Annotated in this window: 13 protein-coding genes; 5 read left to right on the top strand and 8 right to left on the bottom strand. The window is 70.8% G+C overall.

Annotated features, from left to right (window positions below):
- Window positions 1-151: 151 nt before the first annotated feature.
- The 7 genes from AB0E24_RS10845 to AB0E24_RS10815 all read right to left on the bottom strand — a co-directional run bounded on the left by AB0E24_RS10845 (window position 152) and on the right by AB0E24_RS10815 (window position 9,933).
- On the bottom strand, window positions 152-1,354 hold the full coding sequence (locus tag AB0E24_RS10845; RefSeq protein ID WP_079260733.1) for an acyl-CoA dehydrogenase family protein: 1,203 nt from the start codon (window positions 1,352-1,354) through the stop codon (window positions 152-154).
- A gap of 1 nt (window position 1,355) precedes the next feature.
- Window positions 1,356-1,862 (bottom strand): MaoC family dehydratase, encoded by a 507-nt coding sequence (locus AB0E24_RS10840; protein WP_069867037.1) that lies wholly within the window; start codon window positions 1,860-1,862, stop codon window positions 1,356-1,358.
- 3 nt (window positions 1,863-1,865) lie between these two features.
- On the bottom strand, window positions 1,866-2,846 hold the full coding sequence (locus AB0E24_RS10835) for an HpcH/HpaI aldolase/citrate lyase family protein (RefSeq protein ID WP_069867036.1): 981 nt from the start codon (window positions 2,844-2,846) through the stop codon (window positions 1,866-1,868).
- A complete protein-coding gene (locus AB0E24_RS10830) occupies window positions 2,843-4,861 on the bottom strand; it encodes an ethylmalonyl-CoA mutase (RefSeq protein ID WP_359376090.1) in 2,019 nt (672 codons plus the stop codon). The genes AB0E24_RS10835 and AB0E24_RS10830 overlap by 4 nt, the downstream gene beginning before the upstream one ends.
- Entirely contained in the window at window positions 4,858-6,270 is a 1,413-nt protein-coding gene (ccrA, locus tag AB0E24_RS10825; protein WP_359376087.1) for a crotonyl-CoA carboxylase/reductase, read from the bottom strand. The genes AB0E24_RS10830 and ccrA overlap by 4 nt, the downstream gene beginning before the upstream one ends.
- 884 nt (window positions 6,271-7,154) lie before the next feature.
- A complete protein-coding gene (locus tag AB0E24_RS10820) occupies window positions 7,155-7,979 on the bottom strand; it encodes a TetR family transcriptional regulator (RefSeq protein ID WP_069867033.1) in 825 nt (274 codons plus the stop codon).
- A 115-nt stretch (window positions 7,980-8,094) separates the two neighbouring features.
- Window positions 8,095-9,933, bottom strand: a complete 1,839-nt coding sequence (locus AB0E24_RS10815; RefSeq protein ID WP_359376084.1) for a 3-hydroxyacyl-CoA dehydrogenase family protein — start codon at window positions 9,931-9,933, stop codon at window positions 8,095-8,097.
- A gap of 397 nt (window positions 9,934-10,330) precedes the next feature.
- On the opposite strand from AB0E24_RS10815, the gene AB0E24_RS10810 reads away from it, so the two are divergent.
- Window positions 10,331-11,002, top strand: a complete 672-nt coding sequence (locus tag AB0E24_RS10810; protein WP_069867031.1) for a HEAT repeat domain-containing protein — start codon at window positions 10,331-10,333, stop codon at window positions 11,000-11,002.
- A 147-nt stretch (window positions 11,003-11,149) separates the two neighbouring features.
- On the opposite strand, the gene AB0E24_RS10805 is transcribed toward AB0E24_RS10810, so the two are convergent.
- Window positions 11,150-12,184 (bottom strand): Rv2578c family radical SAM protein, encoded by a 1,035-nt coding sequence (locus AB0E24_RS10805; protein WP_359376082.1) that lies wholly within the window; start codon window positions 12,182-12,184, stop codon window positions 11,150-11,152.
- Between the two features lie 158 nt (window positions 12,185-12,342).
- Here AB0E24_RS10805 and AB0E24_RS10800 point away from each other — a divergent pair, with 158 nt between their 5' ends.
- The 4 genes from AB0E24_RS10800 (at window position 12,343) to AB0E24_RS10785 (ending at window position 18,916) form a co-directional block, all read left to right on the top strand.
- A complete protein-coding gene (locus tag AB0E24_RS10800; protein WP_069867029.1) occupies window positions 12,343-12,786 on the top strand; it encodes an SRPBCC family protein in 444 nt (147 codons plus the stop codon).
- 208 nt (window positions 12,787-12,994) lie between these two features.
- Complete coding sequence (locus AB0E24_RS10795; RefSeq protein ID WP_435865262.1) at window positions 12,995-15,544, top strand: MFS transporter; 2,550 nt, start codon at window positions 12,995-12,997, stop codon at window positions 15,542-15,544.
- Between the two features lie 169 nt (window positions 15,545-15,713).
- Window positions 15,714-18,200, top strand: coding sequence for an ATP-binding SpoIIE family protein phosphatase (locus AB0E24_RS10790; protein ID WP_359376079.1), 2,487 nt, complete (start codon window positions 15,714-15,716; stop codon window positions 18,198-18,200).
- Entirely contained in the window at window positions 18,197-18,916 is a 720-nt protein-coding gene (locus tag AB0E24_RS10785) for a class I SAM-dependent methyltransferase (RefSeq protein ID WP_069867027.1), read from the top strand. Before AB0E24_RS10790 ends, AB0E24_RS10785 begins: the two co-directional genes overlap by 4 nt.
- Window positions 18,917-18,932 lie beyond the last annotated feature (16 nt).

Raw genomic sequence — 18,932 nt, 5'->3', positions numbered from 1 at the left:
ACGCAAGACTGGGGACGGCGGCTTTCCGGGATGGTATCGGTTGCGAGCGGTAACTGGGCAAGCGCCAGGGCCTGTCGGTGGCTTGTCAGTGACCGAAGACCCTCGGCGCGGTGTGACCTTCTTCTCTCGGATACCACCCCAAAAGGGACGTTCAGTCTTGGGTTCGGTATTCCTCCAGGAGTCTCCGTCCAATAATCATTTTCTGAATCTCGGCGGTTCCTTCGCCGATGAGAAGCATCGGGGCCTCTCGGTAGAGGCGCTCGATCTCGTATTCCTTGGAGAAGCCGTACCCGCCGTGGATGCGGAAGGCGTCCTCCACGACCTCTTTGCAGTACTCCGACGCCAGGTACTTCGCCATTCCCGCCTCGAGGTCGTTGCGCGCGCCCGAATCCTTCTTACGGGCCGCATTGACCATCATCGCATGAGCCGCCTCGACCTTTGTTCCCATTTCGGCCAGTTTGAACTGGATGGCCTGGTGCTGGGCGATCGGCTTGCCGAAGGTATGCCGCTGCTGTGCGTATGCAACGCCCAGCTCGAATGCGCGCCGCGCCACTCCACAGCCGCGCGCGGCCACATTCACCCGGCCGACCTCCACTCCGTCCATCATTTGGTAAAAACCTCGGTTCGGCGTCCCGCCGAGCACCCGATCGGCCGGAATGCGCAGTCCGTCCATGATGAGCTCGGTGGTGTCGACACCCTTGTAGCCCATCTTCTCGATCTTGCCGGGGATGGTCAGACCGGGCCGGACCTCGCCGAAGCCCGGCTCCTTCTCGACCAGGAAGGTGGTCATCGCCTTGTGCGGGGCGACCCCCTCCTGGGCCTCGCCGGTCCGGCACAGCACCGCCACCAGGGTGGCGGTGCCGCCGTTGGTCAGCCACATCTTCTGGCCGTTCAGAACGTACTCGTCGCCGTCCGGCACCGCCTTGCTGGTGATCGCCGACACATCCGAGCCCAGCCCCGGCTCCGACATCGAGAAGGCGCCCCGGATCTCGCCCAGCGCCATCTTGGGAAGGAAATACTCCTTCTGCTCCTCGGTGCCGTGCTGCTTGAGCATGTAGGCCACGATGAAGTGGGTGTTGATGATGCCCGAGACGCTCATCCAGCCGCGCGCGATCTCCTCCACACACAGCGCGTAGGTGAGCAGCGACTCACCCAGACCGCCGTATTCCTCCGGGATCATCAGCCCGAAGACGCCGAGCTCCTTCAGCCCCTCCACGATCGCCGTCGGATATTCATCGCGATGTTCCAACTCGGTCGCGACCGGCAGGATCTCCTTGTCGACAAAATCCCTGACCGTGGAGAGGATCTCCCGCTGGATGTCGGTCAGGCCCTCCGTCTGTGCGAGGCGGCTCATATCACTGCCCTCCCAGCTCCGGGCGGCCCGGCTGCTCGCCACCCCGCTCCTTGATGTATGTGGCGGTCGGCACCATCACCTTGCGCCGGAAGACACAGACCAGGGTGCCGTCCTGCTTGTAGCCCTTGGTCTCCACATGCACGATGCCCCGGTCCGTTTTGGACTTCGACGGCGTCTTGCCGAGCACCGTCGTCTCGCCGTAGATCGTGTCGCCGTGGAAGGTGGGCGCGACATGGCGCAGCGACTCGATCTCCAGATTGGCGATGGCCTTTCCGGAGACATCGGGGACGGACATGCCCAGCAGCAGCGAGTAGATGTAGTTCCCGACCACCACGTTCTTGCCGAAATCGGTCGTCTTCTCGGCGTAGTTGCTGTCCATGTGCAGCGGGTGATGGTTCATGGTGAGCAGACAGAAGAGGTGGTCGTCGTACTCGGTGACCGTCTTCCCCGGCCAGTGCCGGTAGACGTCCCCCACCGTGAACTCCTCATAGGTACGGCCGAACTGCATGGCTCACGCCTCCGGGGGCTGGAAGGTGGACGTACGGGCCATCCCGGCCGCGCGGCCCTTGCCCGCGATGACCAGGGCCATCTTGCGGCTGGCCTCGTCGATCATCTCGTCGCCGAGCATCGCCGAGCCCTTCATACCGCCCTCCGCCGAGGTGCAGTAGTCATACGCGTCCAGGATCAGCTCGGCGTGGTCGTAGTCCTCCTGCGACGGCGAGAAGACCTCATTGGCCGCCTCCACCTGGCCGGGGTGCAGCACCCATTTGCCGTCGTAGCCGAGGGCGGCGGCGCGCCCGGCCACCTCGCGGAAGCCGTCCACGTTCCGGATCTGGAGGTAGGGGCCGTCGATCGCCTGGAGGTCATGGGTGCGGGCCGCCATCAGGATCCGCATCAGGATGTAGTGGTAGGCGTCCGCCGGGTAGCCGGGCGGCTGCTCGCCCACGACCAGCGACTTCATGTTGATGGACGCCATGAAGTCGGCCGGGCCGAAGACGATGGTCTCCAGGCGCGGCGAGGCGCCGGCGATCTCGTCCACGTTGACCAGGCCCTTGGCGTTCTCGATCTGCGCCTCGATGCCGATCCGCCCGATCTCGAAGCCCATGGTCTTCTCGATCTGGGTGAGCAGCAGGTCCAGCGCGATGATCTGCTGGGCGTCCTGCACCTTGGGCAGCATGATGCAGTCCAGGTTGGGGCCCGCGCCCTCGACCACCGTGATGACGTCCCGGTACGTCCAGTGGGTGGTCCAGTCGTTGACCCGCACCACGCGCGTCTTACCGGTCCAGTCGCCCTCGTTCAGCGCCTTGACGATGGTGTGCCGGGCATCCTCCTTGGCCAGCGGCGCACAGGCGTCCTCCAGGTCCAGGAAGACCTGGTCGGCCGGGAGCCCCTGGGCCTTCTCCAGGAAGCGCGGATTGGAGCCGGGGACGGCCAGGCAGGAGCGGCGCGGGCGCAGCCGGCTGGCCGCATCGGAACGGTCGGGCGCGGTCATACGAGAACCTCCAGAGGGGGAAGCGTGTTCGCGGCGCGGATCTCATCGACAATACGGCCGATGATCTCCGTGATGCCGAAGTCCTTGGGGGTGAAAACGGCGGCGACACCGGCCGCGCGCAGTGCGGCGGCGTCCGCGGCCGGGATGATCCCGCCGACGATGACGGGGATGTCCTGGGCGCCCGCGGCGCGCAGCCGATCCAGCACATCGGGCACCAGCTCGGCATGCGAACCGGACAGGATGGACAGCCCCACGCAGTGCACGTCCTCGGCCACGGCCGCCGAGACGATCTGCTCCGGGGTGAGCCGGATGCCCTGGTAGACCACCTCGAAGCCGGCGTCCCTGGCCCGTACGGCGATCTGCTCGGCGCCGTTGCTGTGCCCGTCGAGACCGGGCTTGCCGACCAGCAGCCGCAGCCTCCCGCCGCCCAGCTCGGCCACCGTCTTGTCGACCTTCTCGCGGACGGAGGCCAGCGGGGAGCCCGTCTCCGTGGCGACGGTCAGCGGCGCGCCGCCGACCCCGGTGGGGGCGCGGTACTCGCCGAAGACATCGCGCAGCGCCCAGGCCCACTCCCCGGTGGTCACGCCCGCGCGGGCGCAGCGCAGGGTCGCCTCCATCAGGTTCTCGGTGCCCGCGGCGGCCTTACGGAGGGCGGCGAGGGCCTCCTGGGCGGGGCCCTCGTCACGCTCCTCGCGCCAGGAGTGCAGGGCCGAGACCACCCGCGCCTCGTTCTCCGGGTCCACCGTCATGATCGCGGTGTCGAGGTCGGCGGTGAGCGGATTGGGCTCGGTGGACTCGTAGCAGTTGACGCCGACGATCTTCTCCTCGCCCGCCTCGATCCGCGCCCTGCGCTCGGAGTGGGAGGCCACCAGCCGCGCCTTGAGGTAGCCGGACTCGACGGCGGCCATCGCCCCGCCCATCTCCTGGATCCGCTCGATCTCCGCATCGGCCTCCTCGACCAGCGCGGCGACCTTGCTCTCGATCACCTTCGAGCCCTCGAAGATGTCGTCGTACTCCAGCAGATCGCTCTCATGGGCGAGTACCTGCTGGATGCGCAGCGACCACTGCTGGTCCCAGGGCCGGGGGAGGCCCAGCGCCTCGTTCCAGGCCGGGAGCTGGACGGCGCGGGCACGGGCGTCCTTGGAGAGGGTGACGGCCAGCATCTCCAGGACGATGCGCTGGATGTTGTTCTCCGGCTGGGCCTCGGTCAGGCCGAGCGAGTTCACCTGGACGCCGTAGCGGAACCGGCGGTGCTTGGCGTTCTCGATGCCGTACCGCTCCCGGGTGATCCGGTCCCAGATGCGGCCGAAGGCGCGCATCTTGCACATCTCCTCGATGAAGCGGACGCCCGCGTTCACGAAGAAGGAGATCCGGGCCACCACGTCGCCCTTACGGTCCTCGGGAACCTGGCCGGAGGCGAAGACCGCGTCCAGTACGGCGATCGCCGTGGACATCGCGAAGGCGATCTCCTGCACCGGAGTGGCCCCGGCCTCCTGGAGGTGGTAGCTGCAAATGTTGATCGGGTTCCACTTGGGGATGTGGTGGACCGTGTACGCGATCATGTCGGTGGTCAGCCGCAGGCTCGGGCCCGGCGGGAAGACATGCGTACCGCGCGAGAGGTACTCCTTGACGATGTCGTTCTGCGTCGTCCCCTGGAGCTTCGCGATATCGGCGCCGTGCTCCTCCGCGACGACCTGGTAGAGCGCCAGCAGCCACATCGCGGTCGCGTTGATGGTCATGGAGGTGTTCATCCGCTCCAGGGGGATCTCCTGGAACAGCCGTCGCATGTCGCCCAGATGCGAGACCGGGACCCCGACCCGGCCCACCTCGCCCCGGGCGAGGATGTGGTCGGGGTCGTAGCCGGTCTGGGTGGGCAGGTCGAAGGCGACCGAGAGCCCGGTCTGGCCCTTGGCCAGGTTGCGCCGGTACAGCTCGTTGGACGCCTCGGCGGTGGAGTGCCCGGCGTAGGTCCGCATCAGCCAGGGCCGGTCCTTGGGACGGGGCGCGCCACTCATCGGACGTCCTCGCCGCGCTTGTTGGTCCGTTCCGACACGTCGTCACGGCTGTGCTTGTTGGTCCGCTCCGACAAGTCGTCACGGAACAGATTGATGGCGTCGATGTGCTGGTCGCGCATCGCCTGGTCGCGTACGCCCATGCCCTCCTCGGGGGCCAGGCACAGCACGCCGACCTTGCCCTGGTGGCGGTTGCGGTGGACGTCGTACGCCGCCTGCCCGGTGTCCTCCAGCCGGTAGGTCCTGGACAGCGTCGGGTGGATCTTGCCCTTGGCGATCAGGCGGTTGGCCTCCCACGCCTCGCGGTAGTTGGCGAAGTGCGAGCCGACGATCCGCTTCAGCGACATCCACAGATAGCGGTTGTCGTACTCATGGGTGTAGCCGGAGGTCGAGGCACAGGTGACGATCGTGCCGCCCTTACGGGTCACATAGACGGACGCGCCGAAGGTCTCCCGGCCGGGGTGCTCGAAGACGATGTCCACGTCCTCGCCGCCGGTCAGCTCGCGGATCTTCTTGCCGAGCCGCTTCCACTCGCGTGGGTCCTGGGTGCCGTCGTCCTTCCAGAACGTGTAGTCCTCGGCGGTGCGGTCGATGATCGCCTCGGCGCCCATCCGCCGGCAGATCTCGGCCTTCCGCGGCGAGGAGACCACACAGACCGGGGTGGCCCCGCCGGCCAGTGCGTACTGGGTGGCGTAGGAACCCAGCCCGCCGCTCGCGCCCCAGATCAGGATGTTGTCGCCCTGCTTCATCCCGGCGCCGTTACGGGAGACCAGCTGCCGGTAGGCGGTGGAGTTGACCAGGCCGGGGGCGGCCGCCTCCTCCCAGCTCAGATGGGCCGGCTTGGGCATCAGCTGGTTGGACTTGACCAGGGCGATCTCGGCGAGCCCGCCGAAGTTGGTCTCGAAGCCCCAGATGCGCTGTTCGGGGTCGAGCATGGTGTCGTTGTGGCCGTCGGCGCTCTCCAGCTCGACCGACAGACAGTGCGCGACGACCTCGGCGCCCGGCTGCCAGACGTTCACGCCGGGACCGGTGCGCAGCACGACGCCCGCGAGGTCGGAGCCGATGATGTGGTACGGCAGGTCGTGCCGCTTGGCGAGGGGGGAGAGCTTGCCGTAACGCTCCAGGAAGCCGAAGGTCGGCAGCGGCTCGAAGATCGAGGTCCACACGGAGTTGTAGTTGACCGAGCTGGCCATCACGGCGACGAGTGCCTCTCCGGGGCCCAGCTCGGGCACCGGCACCTCGTCCACGTGCAGCGACTTGCGGGGGTCCTTCTCCCGGGTGGTGAGGCCCGAGAACATCTCGGCCTCGTCCTTGCGCACGGTCACCGCGCGGTACGACTCGGGGATGGGCAGGGCCGCGAAATCCTCGGGTGCTGTGTCCGACGCCAGGATCGCGTCAAGTATCTCGTTCATCGGTGCCTCCGGCGAAGCGTCCACGGGGGGACGCCTGAGGGAACGCTGGGCTCGTGACGGGTGATGTTGATGCGGTGCCGTCGGTTCGGCGGAGGTGGTGCTCGATATGGCGCGGGTGGCGCCGGGTGCCTGGTGACGCAGGCGTTGTCCGGGCGCGCGAAGCGGCTTGCGGGGACAGCCGGCGCACGGAGGTTGGCAGCGCGCCGGCCGCCCGGACACCCTCACGGTATGGCACGCTGTGCCACCTCGCAAGACACTGGGTGCCAACAAATTCCCTCAGTTGTCATCTCCGCTGCACACATGAGCAAGCCGACCGCCCCCAGGGCGGGCGGTGAGTGGCCCCCTGGGCGCTGGCTCTGGGGCCGGGCCCCTTCTTTCCGCCGCGACGGCGGGACGTTGGGCGGCGCAGTCCGGCGGTGCCGAGCCGCCCGCATGGGCGGACGACCTCAGCCCAAGTCGCCCCGGGAGGCGAACCCAAACCAGCGGCGCCGAGGTGGCCCCCGGGCGCTGGCTTCCGGGGCCAGGCTGGGCCCCCTTTTTTCCGCCGCGACGGCGGGACGTTGGACGGCGCAGTCCGGCGGTGCCGAACGGCCCGCATAGGTGGGCGACCTCAGCCCAAGACGCGGGCCACCCGCCCCGAGAGGCGAGCCCCGGACGGGGGCGGCGCCGAGGCGGCTACCTCGGTGCTGGCCCTGGGGCCCGGCCGGGCCCCTCTCCCCGCCGCGACGGCGGGTCGCCCGATGGCGAGGCCCGGCGGTGCCGAACCGCCCGCATAGGTGGGCGACCTCAGCCCAAGAAGGGGACCACCAGCGCCAGGAGGCGAGCCCAAACCAGCCCCAAACCAGCCCCAAACCAGCCCCAGACCGGCCCCCACAGCGGCAGCGCTACCGCTTGAGCGCTTCCCGGATCGTCCGCATCACCTCGGTCAGCGGCGCGTCCGTGCGCGCGACCATCACCATGACCTCGTCCTCCTTCGTCGCCGACACCGTCGCCGCGGGGCGGCCGCCGGCCACGGTGGGCCGCCCCCCGATGCCGTTCCCGAAGGTTTCGCGGACGATCGCGAAGGCGTGGTCCAGCTGGGTCTCCACATCGCCCTCGCCACCCGCCCGCAGCCAGCGCCGCAGCACATGGTTGTGGGCCGTGACCACGGCCGAGGCGGCGACCTCTGCCAGCAGCGGATCGTCGTCGCCGTCGTGGTGGGCGCCCTCGTCGAAGTGGCCCAGCAGATAGCGGGTGAACAGCCGCTCGTAGCGGGCCACCGAGGCGATCTCCCGCTCCCGCAGGGCCGGTACCTCACGGGTCAGCTGGTAGCGCTCCACGGAGACGCTCGGCGCGGACGCGTACATCCGCATGACCTCCTTGATCCCGCGGCACACGGTGTCCAGGGGGTTCTCATGCGGAGGCGCCGCGTCCAGCACCTCGGCGGCCCGCACCAGCGTGTCGTCGTGGTCCGGGAAGATCGCCTCCTCCTTGGAGCGGAAGTGCCGGAAGAAGGTGCGCCGGGCCACCCCCGCCCTGGCCGCGATCTCGTCGACGGTCGTCGCCTCGTACCCCTGCGTCGCGAACAACTCCATCGCCGCGGCCGCGAGTTTGCGGCGCATGGACAGACGCTGAGCCGCGGCGCGGCGACTTCCCGCGCTCCCACCGGCACCGGACGAGGGGGATCGCTTCGTACGCTCCGTACGCGTGGCCTTCACGGGCTGGGACATGTGGGGAACGTAACACGCTTGTGAGTGCCGGTGCGGGGGCAGACCGACGGAAGGTTCCAGCAGTCCGCCCCACCCGGAACCGGACTCAGCCAGTCCGCCCCACCCGGTGACGTATTCAGGCTTTGGCATACTCGCGGAAGCCGCGCCCGGTCTTGCGCCCCAGGCACCCCGCGGCCACCAGATGCTCCAGCAGCGGCGCCGGTGCCAGGCCCGGTTCACGGAACTCCCGGTGCAGCACCCGCTCGATGGCCAGCGACACATCGAGCCCCACGACGTCGAGCAGTTCGAAGGGGCCCATGGGATAGCCGCCGCCCAGCTTCATCGCGGCGTCGATGTCGTCCGGGGTGGCGTAGTGCTCCTGGACCATCTTCACGGCGTTGTTGAGGTACGGGAAGAGCAGGGCGTTCACGATGAACCCCGCCCGGTCGCCGCAGTCCACCGGATGTTTGCCCACCGCCGCGCACACCGCGTGCGCGGTCGCGCGCACATCGTCCGCGGTGAGCACGGTGTGCACCACCTCGACCAGCTTCATCGCGGGCGCCGGGTTGAAGAAGTGCAGACCCACCACGTCCTGCGGGCGGGAGGTGGCCCGTGCGCAGGCGATGACCGGCAGCGAGGAGGTGGTCGTGGCCAGCACCGCACCCGGTTTGCAGACCTTGTCCAGCACCCGGAAGAGATCCCGCTTGACCGCCAGGTCCTCGGCCACCGCCTCCACGGCAAGATCGACCTCGGCGAACGCGTCGAGGGTGTCGGCCGGGGTGATCCGCGCCAGCGCCCGCTCCCGGGCCTCAGCGCTCATCCGGCCCTTGGACACCGCACGTTCCAGGGATTTCCCTATGCGGGCCTTGGCCGCCGCGGCCTTCTCCAGGGTCCGGCCGGCCAGCACCACCTCCAGGCCCGCCTTGGTGAAGACCTCGGCGATCCCGGCGGCCATCGTGCCCGACCCGGCGACGCCGACGGTGCGCACCGGGCGCGCGCCCTCCGCGGAGTGCCGCCCCTCGGCCGTCGCGGCGTCCGGGACGACGGTGCCACTGCCCGGCGCCTCGTACGTATAGAAGCCGCGGCCCGCCTTACGGCCGGTGAGACCGGCCTGGGAGAGCTGCCCCAGGATGGGCGCGGGCGCGTGCAGCCGGTCGCCGGAGGCGGCGTACATGGCCTCCAGGACGGTCCGGGCGGTGTCGACGCCGATCAGGTCCAGCAGGGCCAGCGGGCCCATCGGCAGCCCGCAGCCGAGTTTCATCGCGGCGTCGATGTCCTCCCGCGCCGCGTACCTGGCCTCGTACATCGCGGCGGCCTGGTTGAGATAGCCGAACAGCAGCCCGTCGGCGACGAACCCGGGCCGGTCGCCGAGCGCCACCGGCTCCTTGCCCAGATCGAGGGCGAGCGCCGTGACCGCCTCGACGGCCGCGGGGGCGGTCAGCACGCTGGAGACGATCTCGACGAGCTTCATCGCGGGCGCCGGATTGAAGAAGTGCAGGCCCAAGACCCGCTCCGGATGGGCGGATTCGGCGGCCAGCCGGGTCACCGACAGGGCGTTGGTGCCGGTCGCGAGGATCGCGGTGGGGCTGATGGCGGTGTCCAGCTCGGCGAAGACCTCGTGCTTGGTGTCGTAGTCCTCGGGCACCACCTCGATCACCAGCTCGGCGCCGGCGGCGGTACGCAGATCGGTGGAGACACGGAAGCGGTCGAGGATCGCGGCGCGCTCGCGCTCGCCGATCCGCTCGCGGTGCACGGCGCGGGCGGTGGCGACCTCGAGCGCGGTGACGGCTCGGCGGCAGGCGCTTTCGCTGATGTCGATACCGATCACCTCGCGGCCGGCCCGGGCCAGGATCTCGGCGATGCCGGTGCCCATCGTGCCGAGCCCGACGACGGCGACAGTAGTGAGCGGGGCCTTGGAGGGGGAGAGATCAGAGGGGGACGTAGTGCTGACGCCGGTGTGTGGGAGACGGTCCATCGCGGACTCCAGAGGGTGTTCCCCGGATGCGGGGATGAAGTGACGACTGAGGGGAGCTCGTGTCATGCCACGGACGCCGTACACGCCACACATGCGCTGGGGGCTGACGCGGCTGACACAAATCCCCGATGGAAGGGCTTGCACGCTCCCTTACGGACAGCGCCGCACGGAGGAGACTGCCCCTGGGAGACATGCGGCCGGCCCTGTCCCGGGGCCATGCCGTACTCGCTGTTCTGGAACTGCCGAACCGACGTCACACAAGGCGGCTGCGTCACCAGGCCGCCGGAGCAGGGGTGCTGCTCGTGTCGCCATATTAACTCGCGGGTAACCAAGATGCCAGAGCTCAATAGTGAGGCCGTGCGCCGGGGCGCGGCTCACCGGGGAGGGGAGACCTCGTATGGACGATGAATTCCGGACGCTGACGGAGCGGGTACGGGCCTCGCTCTCAACCCCCCAGGAAACCGCGGCCCATGCCTCGCTGCTCGCGCTCGTGCGCCAGGGCACCCCCGCCGCGCGTGAACAGCTCGCCCGCATCCTCGTCGCGCCGGAGCAGCCGCTGTGGGCGCGGGAGACGGCCGCCTTCGTGCTCGGCAGCGCCGGAGACCGCCGGGCCTTCGAAACCCTTGTCCTGTTGCTCAACTACCGCGAACCGGCCCGCTGTGCGACCGCCGCCCGGGTGCTGGCCCGCCTCGGCGATCCGCGCACCGCACGGGCCGCCGCCGCCCTGGCCACGAACCCGCTGCGCACCGCGTACTCCCTGCACCCCATCCGGCTGCTGGTGGAGCTGCGGGCCCCGGAGTCCGTACCGTCCCTGGTCGCCGCCCTGGAACGGCAGTTGGCGGCCCGCGACCGGCACTGGGCGATCGCCCGCGCCTGCGTCGAGGGCCTGGGCGCGATCGGCGACGAGCGCGCCATCCCGGCCCTGACCACCGCCGCCCAGCACATACGCCTCAGCGCGGCGGCCGCCGCCGCCCTCGCCCGTATCACCGGCGAGGGCGCCGTCACGGGCGGGGGCGCCCCGGAGCCGGCGGGCAAGGGCGGCGCGGCGGAGAAGGTGGGGGGTGGGTGAGACGCGCGTGCGGTGAGGGGAGCGGGGGCGCCGGGGGCGGGCCCTCGGGGCAGGGACGGCCGGGCCGACGCCGGCAGGCGTGCTCACGGCAGCGTCAGCCGGGACGGATCACAGCAGGGGCAGCCGGGCCGGCGGTCGCACGCCTCCTCACAGCAGCGTCAGCTGGGCCGGCTGTGGCGGTGGGTCGGTCCGGGCGTCGGGCTCCTCGGGCACATTGCGGTGGGTGCCCGCCGCGTACGGCCCGATGCCGTACTCGGCGGCGAAGTCATGGACCATCCCGGTGATCCGCCGCTGGTACCACTTCGGGGCGTAGGAGCCGCCCTCGTACAGCGCGTCGTACCGCCGCGGCAGCCGGGGGTGGTGGTGGGTGAGCCAGGTGGTGAACCACTCACGCGCCCCCGGGCGCAGATGGAGCACCAGCGGGGTCACGGAGGTGGCCCCGGCCTCCGCGATCGCCCTTACGGTGGCCCGCAACTGCTCGGGGGAGTCGCTGAGGAAGGGGATCACCGGGGCCATCAGCACCCCGCACGGGATCCCGTGGGCGGACAGCGTCCGTACGACGTCCAGGCGCCGCTCGGGCGAGGGCGTGCCCGGTTCGACGGTGCGCCACAGCTCGCCGTCGGTGAAGCCGACCGAGACGGATACGCCGATGTCGGTGACGCGCGAGGCCCGCCGCAGCAGCTCCAGATCGCGCAGGATCAGGGTGCCCTTGGTGAGGATCGAGAAGGGGTTGGCGCGCTCCGCGAGCGCCGTGAGGATGCCGGGCATCAGCTGGTACCGGCCCTCGGCGCGCTGATAGCAGTCCACGTTGGTCCCCATGGCGATGTGCTCACCGGTCCAGCGGCGGGAGGCCAGCTCGCGGCGGAGCAGCTCCGGCGCGTTGATCTTCACCACGATCTGGGAGTCGAAGCCGAGGCCGGTGTCCAGGTCGAGATAGCTGTGCGTCTTGCGCGCGAAGCAGTAGACGCAGGCGTGGGTGCAGCCGCGGTACGGGTTCACCGTCCATTCGAAGGGCATCCGGGAGGCCCCGGGCACCCGGTTGACGATCGAGCGCGCGCGGATCTCATGGAAGGTGATCCCGCGGAACTCCGGGGTGTCGAAGGTACGGGTGGTCACCGCGTCGGCGGCGAAGAGGGCCGGGGTGGCCGCCTTGTCGTCTCGGGTCAGATTGTCCCAGCGCATCGCAGGCACCTCCGGGTCTCGCTCGTTACCACAATAGAACACATGTTTGATTGGTTTTCGTCAACCCTGGATTTGGGCGGGTGCCGCTGAGGTGGTTGGCTTGCGCCTGTCAGGGCGTCGCGGCTCATGGCGCCACCTCGAGTGCGGAAGGAAATGCGATGGGGCAGGTCGAGGCCACCACGGAGCGGATCGTCACGGGTAAGCCCGAGGATGTGTTCGACGCGCTCGCCGATTACCGCGAGACCCGCCCCCGGCTGCTTCCGCAGCAGTTCAGCGAGTACGAGGTGCGCGAGGGCGGCGACGGTGAGGGCACCGTCGTGCACTGGAAGCTCCAGGCCACCAGCAAGCGGGTGCGCGACTGTCTGCTGGAGGTCTCCGAGCCGGCCGACGGCCAGCTGATCGAGAAGGACCGCAACTCCTCCATGGTCACCACCTGGACCGTCACCCCGGCGGGCGAGGGGAAGTCGCGGGTCGTCGTCACCTCGACGTGGACCGGTGCGACCGGTATCGGCGGCTTCTTCGAGCGGACCTTCGCCCCCAAGGGGCTGGCCCGGATCTACGACGAGCTGCTGGCCAAGCTCGACGCCGAGACCGCCCAGTAGTGCGCAAGGCGTCCTGATCCCGTCCCCCGGACCGAAGGTCGCACTCACCGGTTCGGGTGGTTTTCTCCGCGGTCCGGCATACCCCCGTACACACTCTCACCGGGGGTAATGCCGTTGGCGGCCCCTCGTCGGCGATTCGTCGCTGTTTGCCCCTGGTTGCGCGTGATGCGAGAAATGGGCGGCGCAGGTGTGACGAGGGGAGAAGGACGTGGGCGGCACCACCGGGGCCACCGTGCCGAAGCGGCGGGAGAGCCGCGAGCGGCGCGGGGGGTACGAACCGGCGGGCCCTCCCGCCCACGCCACCGACGGCGGGACCGACGGAGCCGGGGGCGCCGGGGCGGGTGCGCCCCTGGCGGCTGACGGTGCCGCACCGGCGCCGGTCCCGCTCAGCCCGGCCCGGGTGCGGACGGTCTTCTTCGGGCTGATGCTCGCGCTGCTGCTCGCGGCCCTCGATCAGACCATCGTCGCCACCGCCCTCCCCGAGGTGGTCGGTGAACTCCACGGTCTGGACAAGATGTCCTGGACCGTCACCTCCTACCTCCTCGCGGTCACCATCGTGCTGCCGCTCTACGGCAAGCTGGGCGACCTCATCGGCCGTAAGAGCGTCTTCGTCTTCGCGATCGTCGTCTTCGTCGCCGGATCCGCGCTCGCGGGCTGGTCACGCACAATGGACGAGCTCATCGCATTCCGGGCGGTACAGGGCGTGGGCGCCGGTGGTCTCATGATCGGCGTCCAAGCGATCATGGCCGATATTGTTCCCCCCAGGGAGCGCGGCCGGTATATGGGGCTCATCGGCGCCGCGTTCGGCCTCGCCTCGGTGGCCGGGCCGCTGCTCGGCGGATTCTTCACCGACCACGCCTCCTGGCGCTGGTGCTTCTACGTCAACGTGCCCCTCGGGCTGGTCACCCTCGCCGTCGTGGCCGCCGTCCTCAAGGTGCCGGAGCCGCCGCGGCGGGCGCGCTTCGACTATCTGGGCGCGCTGTTCCTGTCGCTGTTCTCCACCTGCGCGGTGCTGCTGACGAGTTGGGGCGGCACGGAGTACGCGTGGGGCTCCCGCGTCATCCTCGGGCTCGCGCTGGGTGCGGCGGGTTCGGCCATCCTCTTCGTCGTCGTGGAGTCCGTCGTCCCCGAACCGATCATCCCCATGCGGCTGTTCCGCGATTCGGTCTTCTGCGTCAGCGGGCTGATCGGCGCCGTCGTCGGCATCGCCCTCTTCGGCGCCGCCAGCTATCTGCCGACCTTCCTCCAGATGGTCGACGGCGTCTCGGCCACCGAGTCGGGGCTGCTGATGGTGCCCATGATGGGCGGCATGGTGCTGGCCTCCATCCTCTCCGGCCAGCTGATCAGCGCCACCGGCCGCTACAAGGTCTTCCCCGTCACCGGCGGGCTGATCTCCATCGCCGGTATGTGGCTGCTCTCCCGGCTGGAGGAGGACACCTCCCGCCAGGACTACAGCCTGTGGATGGGCGTCCTCGGGCTCGGCATCGGGCTCGTCCTGCCGGTGCTCGTCCTCGCCGTGCAGAACTCCGTGCCCGCCGCCGACCTCGGCTCCGCCACCAGTGCCAACAACTACTTCCGGCAGATCGGCGGCAGCGTCGGCGCGGCCGTCTTCGGCACCCTCTTCGCCAACCGGCTCGCCGACCGCCTCAAGGTCGATCTGCCCTCCGGGCCGGCGTACGGGCGCGGCGGAGGCGGGTCCGGTCCGCCCGACCCCGACTCGGTCACCCCGCAGATGGTGCACGCGATGCCGGGCCCCCTGCGCGACGGCTACATCGCGGCGTACGCCCACGCCATGCCGCGGATCTTCCTCTATCTCGTGCCGGTGCTCGTCCTGGGCTTCCTGCTCGCCTTCCTCCTGAAGGAGAAACCTCTGGTGTCCCACACCGACTATGCCGTCCAGCAAGACCCGCAAGATCTGCGAGACCCCGTGGTGCCTGCCGCGCGCATGGGCACCGGGCCCCGGCACGCCGGGGCGGCCGCCGCCGCGCCGCCGCCCACCGCGGGCGTCCCGGTCTGCGGCACGGTCCAGCACCACGACGGCACCTCGGTACCACGGGCCGCGTTGACCCTCATCGACGTCGGCGGACGTCAGATCGGGCGCGGTGCCACCGGGGAGGACGGGCGCTATGCGCTGAGCACGCCGGGCGCCGGGTCGTACGTCCTGATCGCGGCGGCCGGCGGCCATCAGCCGAGGGCGGTCAGCGTCACCGTCGGGGAGCGCCCGGTCGAGCTGGACGTGGTCCTCGGCGGCGCGGGGCGGCTCGCCGGTGCCGTCCTTACGGCGGACGGCACGCCCGTAAGGGAGGCGACCGTCACCCTGACCGATGTGCGCGGCGAGGTCGTGGCGGCCACTCGCAGCGGCCGTGAAGGGGGTTATGTGATGGACGAGTTGGTGGCGGGTGAGTACACCCTGGCCGCCAGCGCCCCCGCGTTCCGCCCCGCCGCCCTCCCCATCACCGTCCAGGCCGCCCGCGAGACCCGGCAGGACATCGAACTGGCCGGTGGCGCGGTGCTGCGCGGGGTCGTCAGGGCCACCGGGGGCCGGGTGGTGGAGGACGCCAGGGTCACGCTGCTGGACGCGGCGGGCAATGTGGTCGACACCGCGACCACGGGCCCGGAGGGCGCGTTCCGGTTCATCGATCTGTCGGCGGGCGAGTACACGGTCATCGCGGCCGGCTACCCGCCGGTGGCGACGGTCCTCCAGGTCGCGGGCGGCGGCCGTACCGAGCGCGATCTCCAACTGGGCTACGAGGACTAGAGCCTGCCATCCCCGCCGGGAGGTGCGCGAAAGCGCCTCCCGGCGGGGGCTCCCTCGCACGTCCCCGCACATGACACCTATTCGGGTATTGGCTCCCACGGGCGCCCGCGACAGCCGTACCGTTGGTAGCTGCTGTCGCGGATCTTGCGTGCGAAGGAGTCTTCCGCCTATGGAGTACGGCACGTCGCGCCGCGACGACGGCCTGGGCGAGCCGCCGGCGGTGCCGGAGCAGCGCGGGGGTGTCCACGGGAGGATGCCGCTCGCGGTGGTCGTCATCGACGCCGAGGGGCGTGTCACGCACTGGAGTTCGGGGGCGCACAGGCTCTTCGGGCCCACTCGCGGCCAGGCCGTCGGCCGTCCCGCCGTCGACCTGATGCCGGTCTCGGGGGCGTTACGCGGCGCGGAGGTGCGCACCGACGCGTCGGGCAGGCCGGAGCTCGACGACTCGCTGCTCGGCCCCGTGTACTACCGCACCGCGGGACGGGCCCGTATGGCGGACCCGGCGCATGGCCAGGTGGACGTGGTGTGGTGGGCGTATCCGCTGGTGGGCCCCGGGCCGGAGCGGCTGCTGGTGCTGTCGGCGGACGCCAAGGGGGTGGGCGGGGACGCGCTGGGGCGGGACGAGCGGATCGCGCCCGGGTTCGCGCTGCACACCGAGTTCCCCGGCGCCGAGCGGCTGGCCGGCCGACTGCCGGACCTCCTGCCCAACATGGGCCCGGCCACGGCCGGCCGGATCGTCGCCCAGGTGCTCGACCTGGGCTATCCGGTGCTGGAGATCAGCCACCACGAGCGCGTCCCGGTCACGCCGGACTGGGGGATGCCCCGCTACCGCGAGCGCCGGGCGCGCCAGGACGCCGTACGGCGGAGCGCGGTCACGGTGGACGGCGCACACGATGGGGCGCACGCCCCCGAGCGGTGGCCGGACCCCGGCGATGTGGACCTGGAGTACGCGGCGGTCCGTGAGCGGCTGGAGTTCCTCAACGAGGTCAGCGGGCGCATCGGCACCTCCCTGGACCTCACCCGCACCATCCGCGAGGTGACCAGCGCCGCCGTGCCGCGCTTCGCGGACTTCGCCGGTACCCATCTGCGCGCCCAGGTCCTGGCGGGCGAGGGCTTCCCCGACGGCCCGCCCGACGTCACCACCGTCTGGCACCGCGTCTGGGTCGAGCACAACGACGAACCGGGCCGCTGGGACGACACCGTGCCGGTCGGGGAGAGCATGGCGTTTCCCGAGCACACCCCGTTCTTCCGGTGCATGGTCACGGGTGAGCCGGTGCTGATCCCGCACCTCAGCGATGAGATGGGCGACCGGATCGCCGGGCAGTTCGAGAAGCGCGACCTCAGGCCCCTGATCAACGGGCGGTCGATCCTGATCGTGCCGCTCAAGGCGCGCGATGTGGTCCTGGGCTTCATGGTGCTGCTGCGGCGCCCCGGGCGTGAGCCGTTCGACGAGATGGACCGCACGACCGGCGCCGAACTGGCCGCCCGCGCCGGGCTCGTCCTGGACAACGCGCGTATGTACGCCTACCAGGAGAGCGTCGCCGAGACGCTCCAGGACAGCATGCTGCCCCAGGTGACCCCGCGCATGGCGGGCTGCGACACCGCCACCCGCTATCTGCCCGGGACCCGGCTCGGCCGGGTCGGCGGCGACTGGTTCGACACCATCAAGCTGCCCGGGTCGCGCACCGCGCTGGTGGTCGGCGACGTCATGGGGCACGGGCTCACCGCGGCGGCGATGATGGGCCAGCTGCGCACCGCCGTACAGACCATGGCCGCGCTCGACCTGCCGCCCGCCCAGCTGCTGCGCAACCTCGACGATCTGGCCCAGCGGCTCGGTGAGCACTATCTGGCCACCTGTCTGTACGCCGTCTACGACCCCGTCCGCTCCGAGCTGGTGCTCGCCAACGCGGGCCATATCCCGCCCGTGCTGGTACGGGCCCAGGACGGCCGCAGCGAACTGCTGGACCTGCCGACCGGCGCCCCGATCGGTGTCGGCGGGGTGCCCTTCGAGGCCGTGACGGTGCGGGTGGCGCCCGGTGACCGGCTGGTGCTGTGCACGGACGGCCTGGTCGAGGTGCGCGGCCAGGACATCGGCGCCGGGATCGCCGCGCTGTGCGAGTCCGCGGCGCATCCGGCGGCGTCCATGGACGACGCGTGCGACACCATCATCCGGGCGCTGGCCGCCGCCTCCCGGGACAAGGACGGCCGTGGCGGCCGTAAGGACGACGTGGCGCTGCTGATGGCCCGGCTGAACGGCATACCGGCCGGTGATGTCGCCCAGTGGCGGCTCGCGCTGGACCCCAGCGAGGTCGGGCGGGCGCGCCGGCTCGTCCGCGAGCGGCTGCTCAGCTGGGGGCTGCCGGAGTCCGTGGAGACCGCCCAGCTTCTGGTGAGCGAGGCGGTGACCAACGCGATACGGCACGCCCACACCCACCATGTGCGGCTGCGGCTGGTCCGCACCGACGCCCTGCTGTGCGAGGTCACCGACGACGACCACGAACTGCCGACGCTGCTGGGCGCGGACGGTGAGGACGAGAGCGGACGCGGGCTGCGGGTGATCAGCGAACTGGCACGCGAGTGGGGTACGAGCCGCACGGGGCGCGGTAAAACGGTCTGGTTCGAGCAGGCGTTGGCACACCCAGGGGAGCGGCGATGAGCGTCTCGGAGCGCTACCAGCAGGCATGGGAGAGCTACTGGCGGGAGACCTCGGACGCCCCGGGGGAGGCCATCTGGGACGCGGACCCCTCGCTGAGCGCCGCCCCGCATCTGGACCTGCTGGCGCCGCACGCCGACCTCTCGCTGCCGATCGTCGACCTGGGCTGCGGCAACGGCACCCAGACCCGCTATCTGGCCTCCCGCTTCGGACGGGCGGTGGGCGTCGATCTGTCCCTCGGGGCGGTGGAGCACGCACGGCGCGCCGACCCGGCGGGCGCGGCGGAGTACCGGCAGCTGAACCTGACGGACGCGGCCGGGGTGGCGGAGCTGGCCCGGCGGCTCGGCGACACCAATGTGTATATGCGCGCCGTCATCCACCAGAGCGACGCCGCCGACCGGCGTCCGGTCGCGGAGGCGGTGGCCACGCTGCTGGGGCGGCGCGGGCGGGGGTTCGTCGCGGAGCTGACGGCGGAGTCCAAGGCCGTGCTGGCGGAGCTGGCGGCGGGCCCGGGAGGTCCGCCGGCGAAGCTGCGCCGGGTCTTCGACCACGGGCTGCGGCCGGCCGACGCGGCGGACAAGGAGGTTCCGGAGGTGCTGGCGGAGGCCGGTCTCGAGATCCTGGCCGAGGGCCCGACGGCGCTGGCCCAAACGGAGCAGTGGCCGGACGGTTCACGGGTCGAGCTGCCGGCTCGCTGGTTCGTGGTGTCGCGGGCGTAGGACCGCTGGTCCCGGG

Source organism: Streptomyces malaysiensis subsp. malaysiensis (assembly GCF_040653035.1).
GTDB lineage: Bacteria > Actinomycetota > Actinomycetes > Streptomycetales > Streptomycetaceae > Streptomyces > Streptomyces malaysiensis.
The sequence above is the reverse complement of the archived record's forward strand: the minus strand, read 5'-3'. Positions and strand labels throughout refer to the sequence as shown.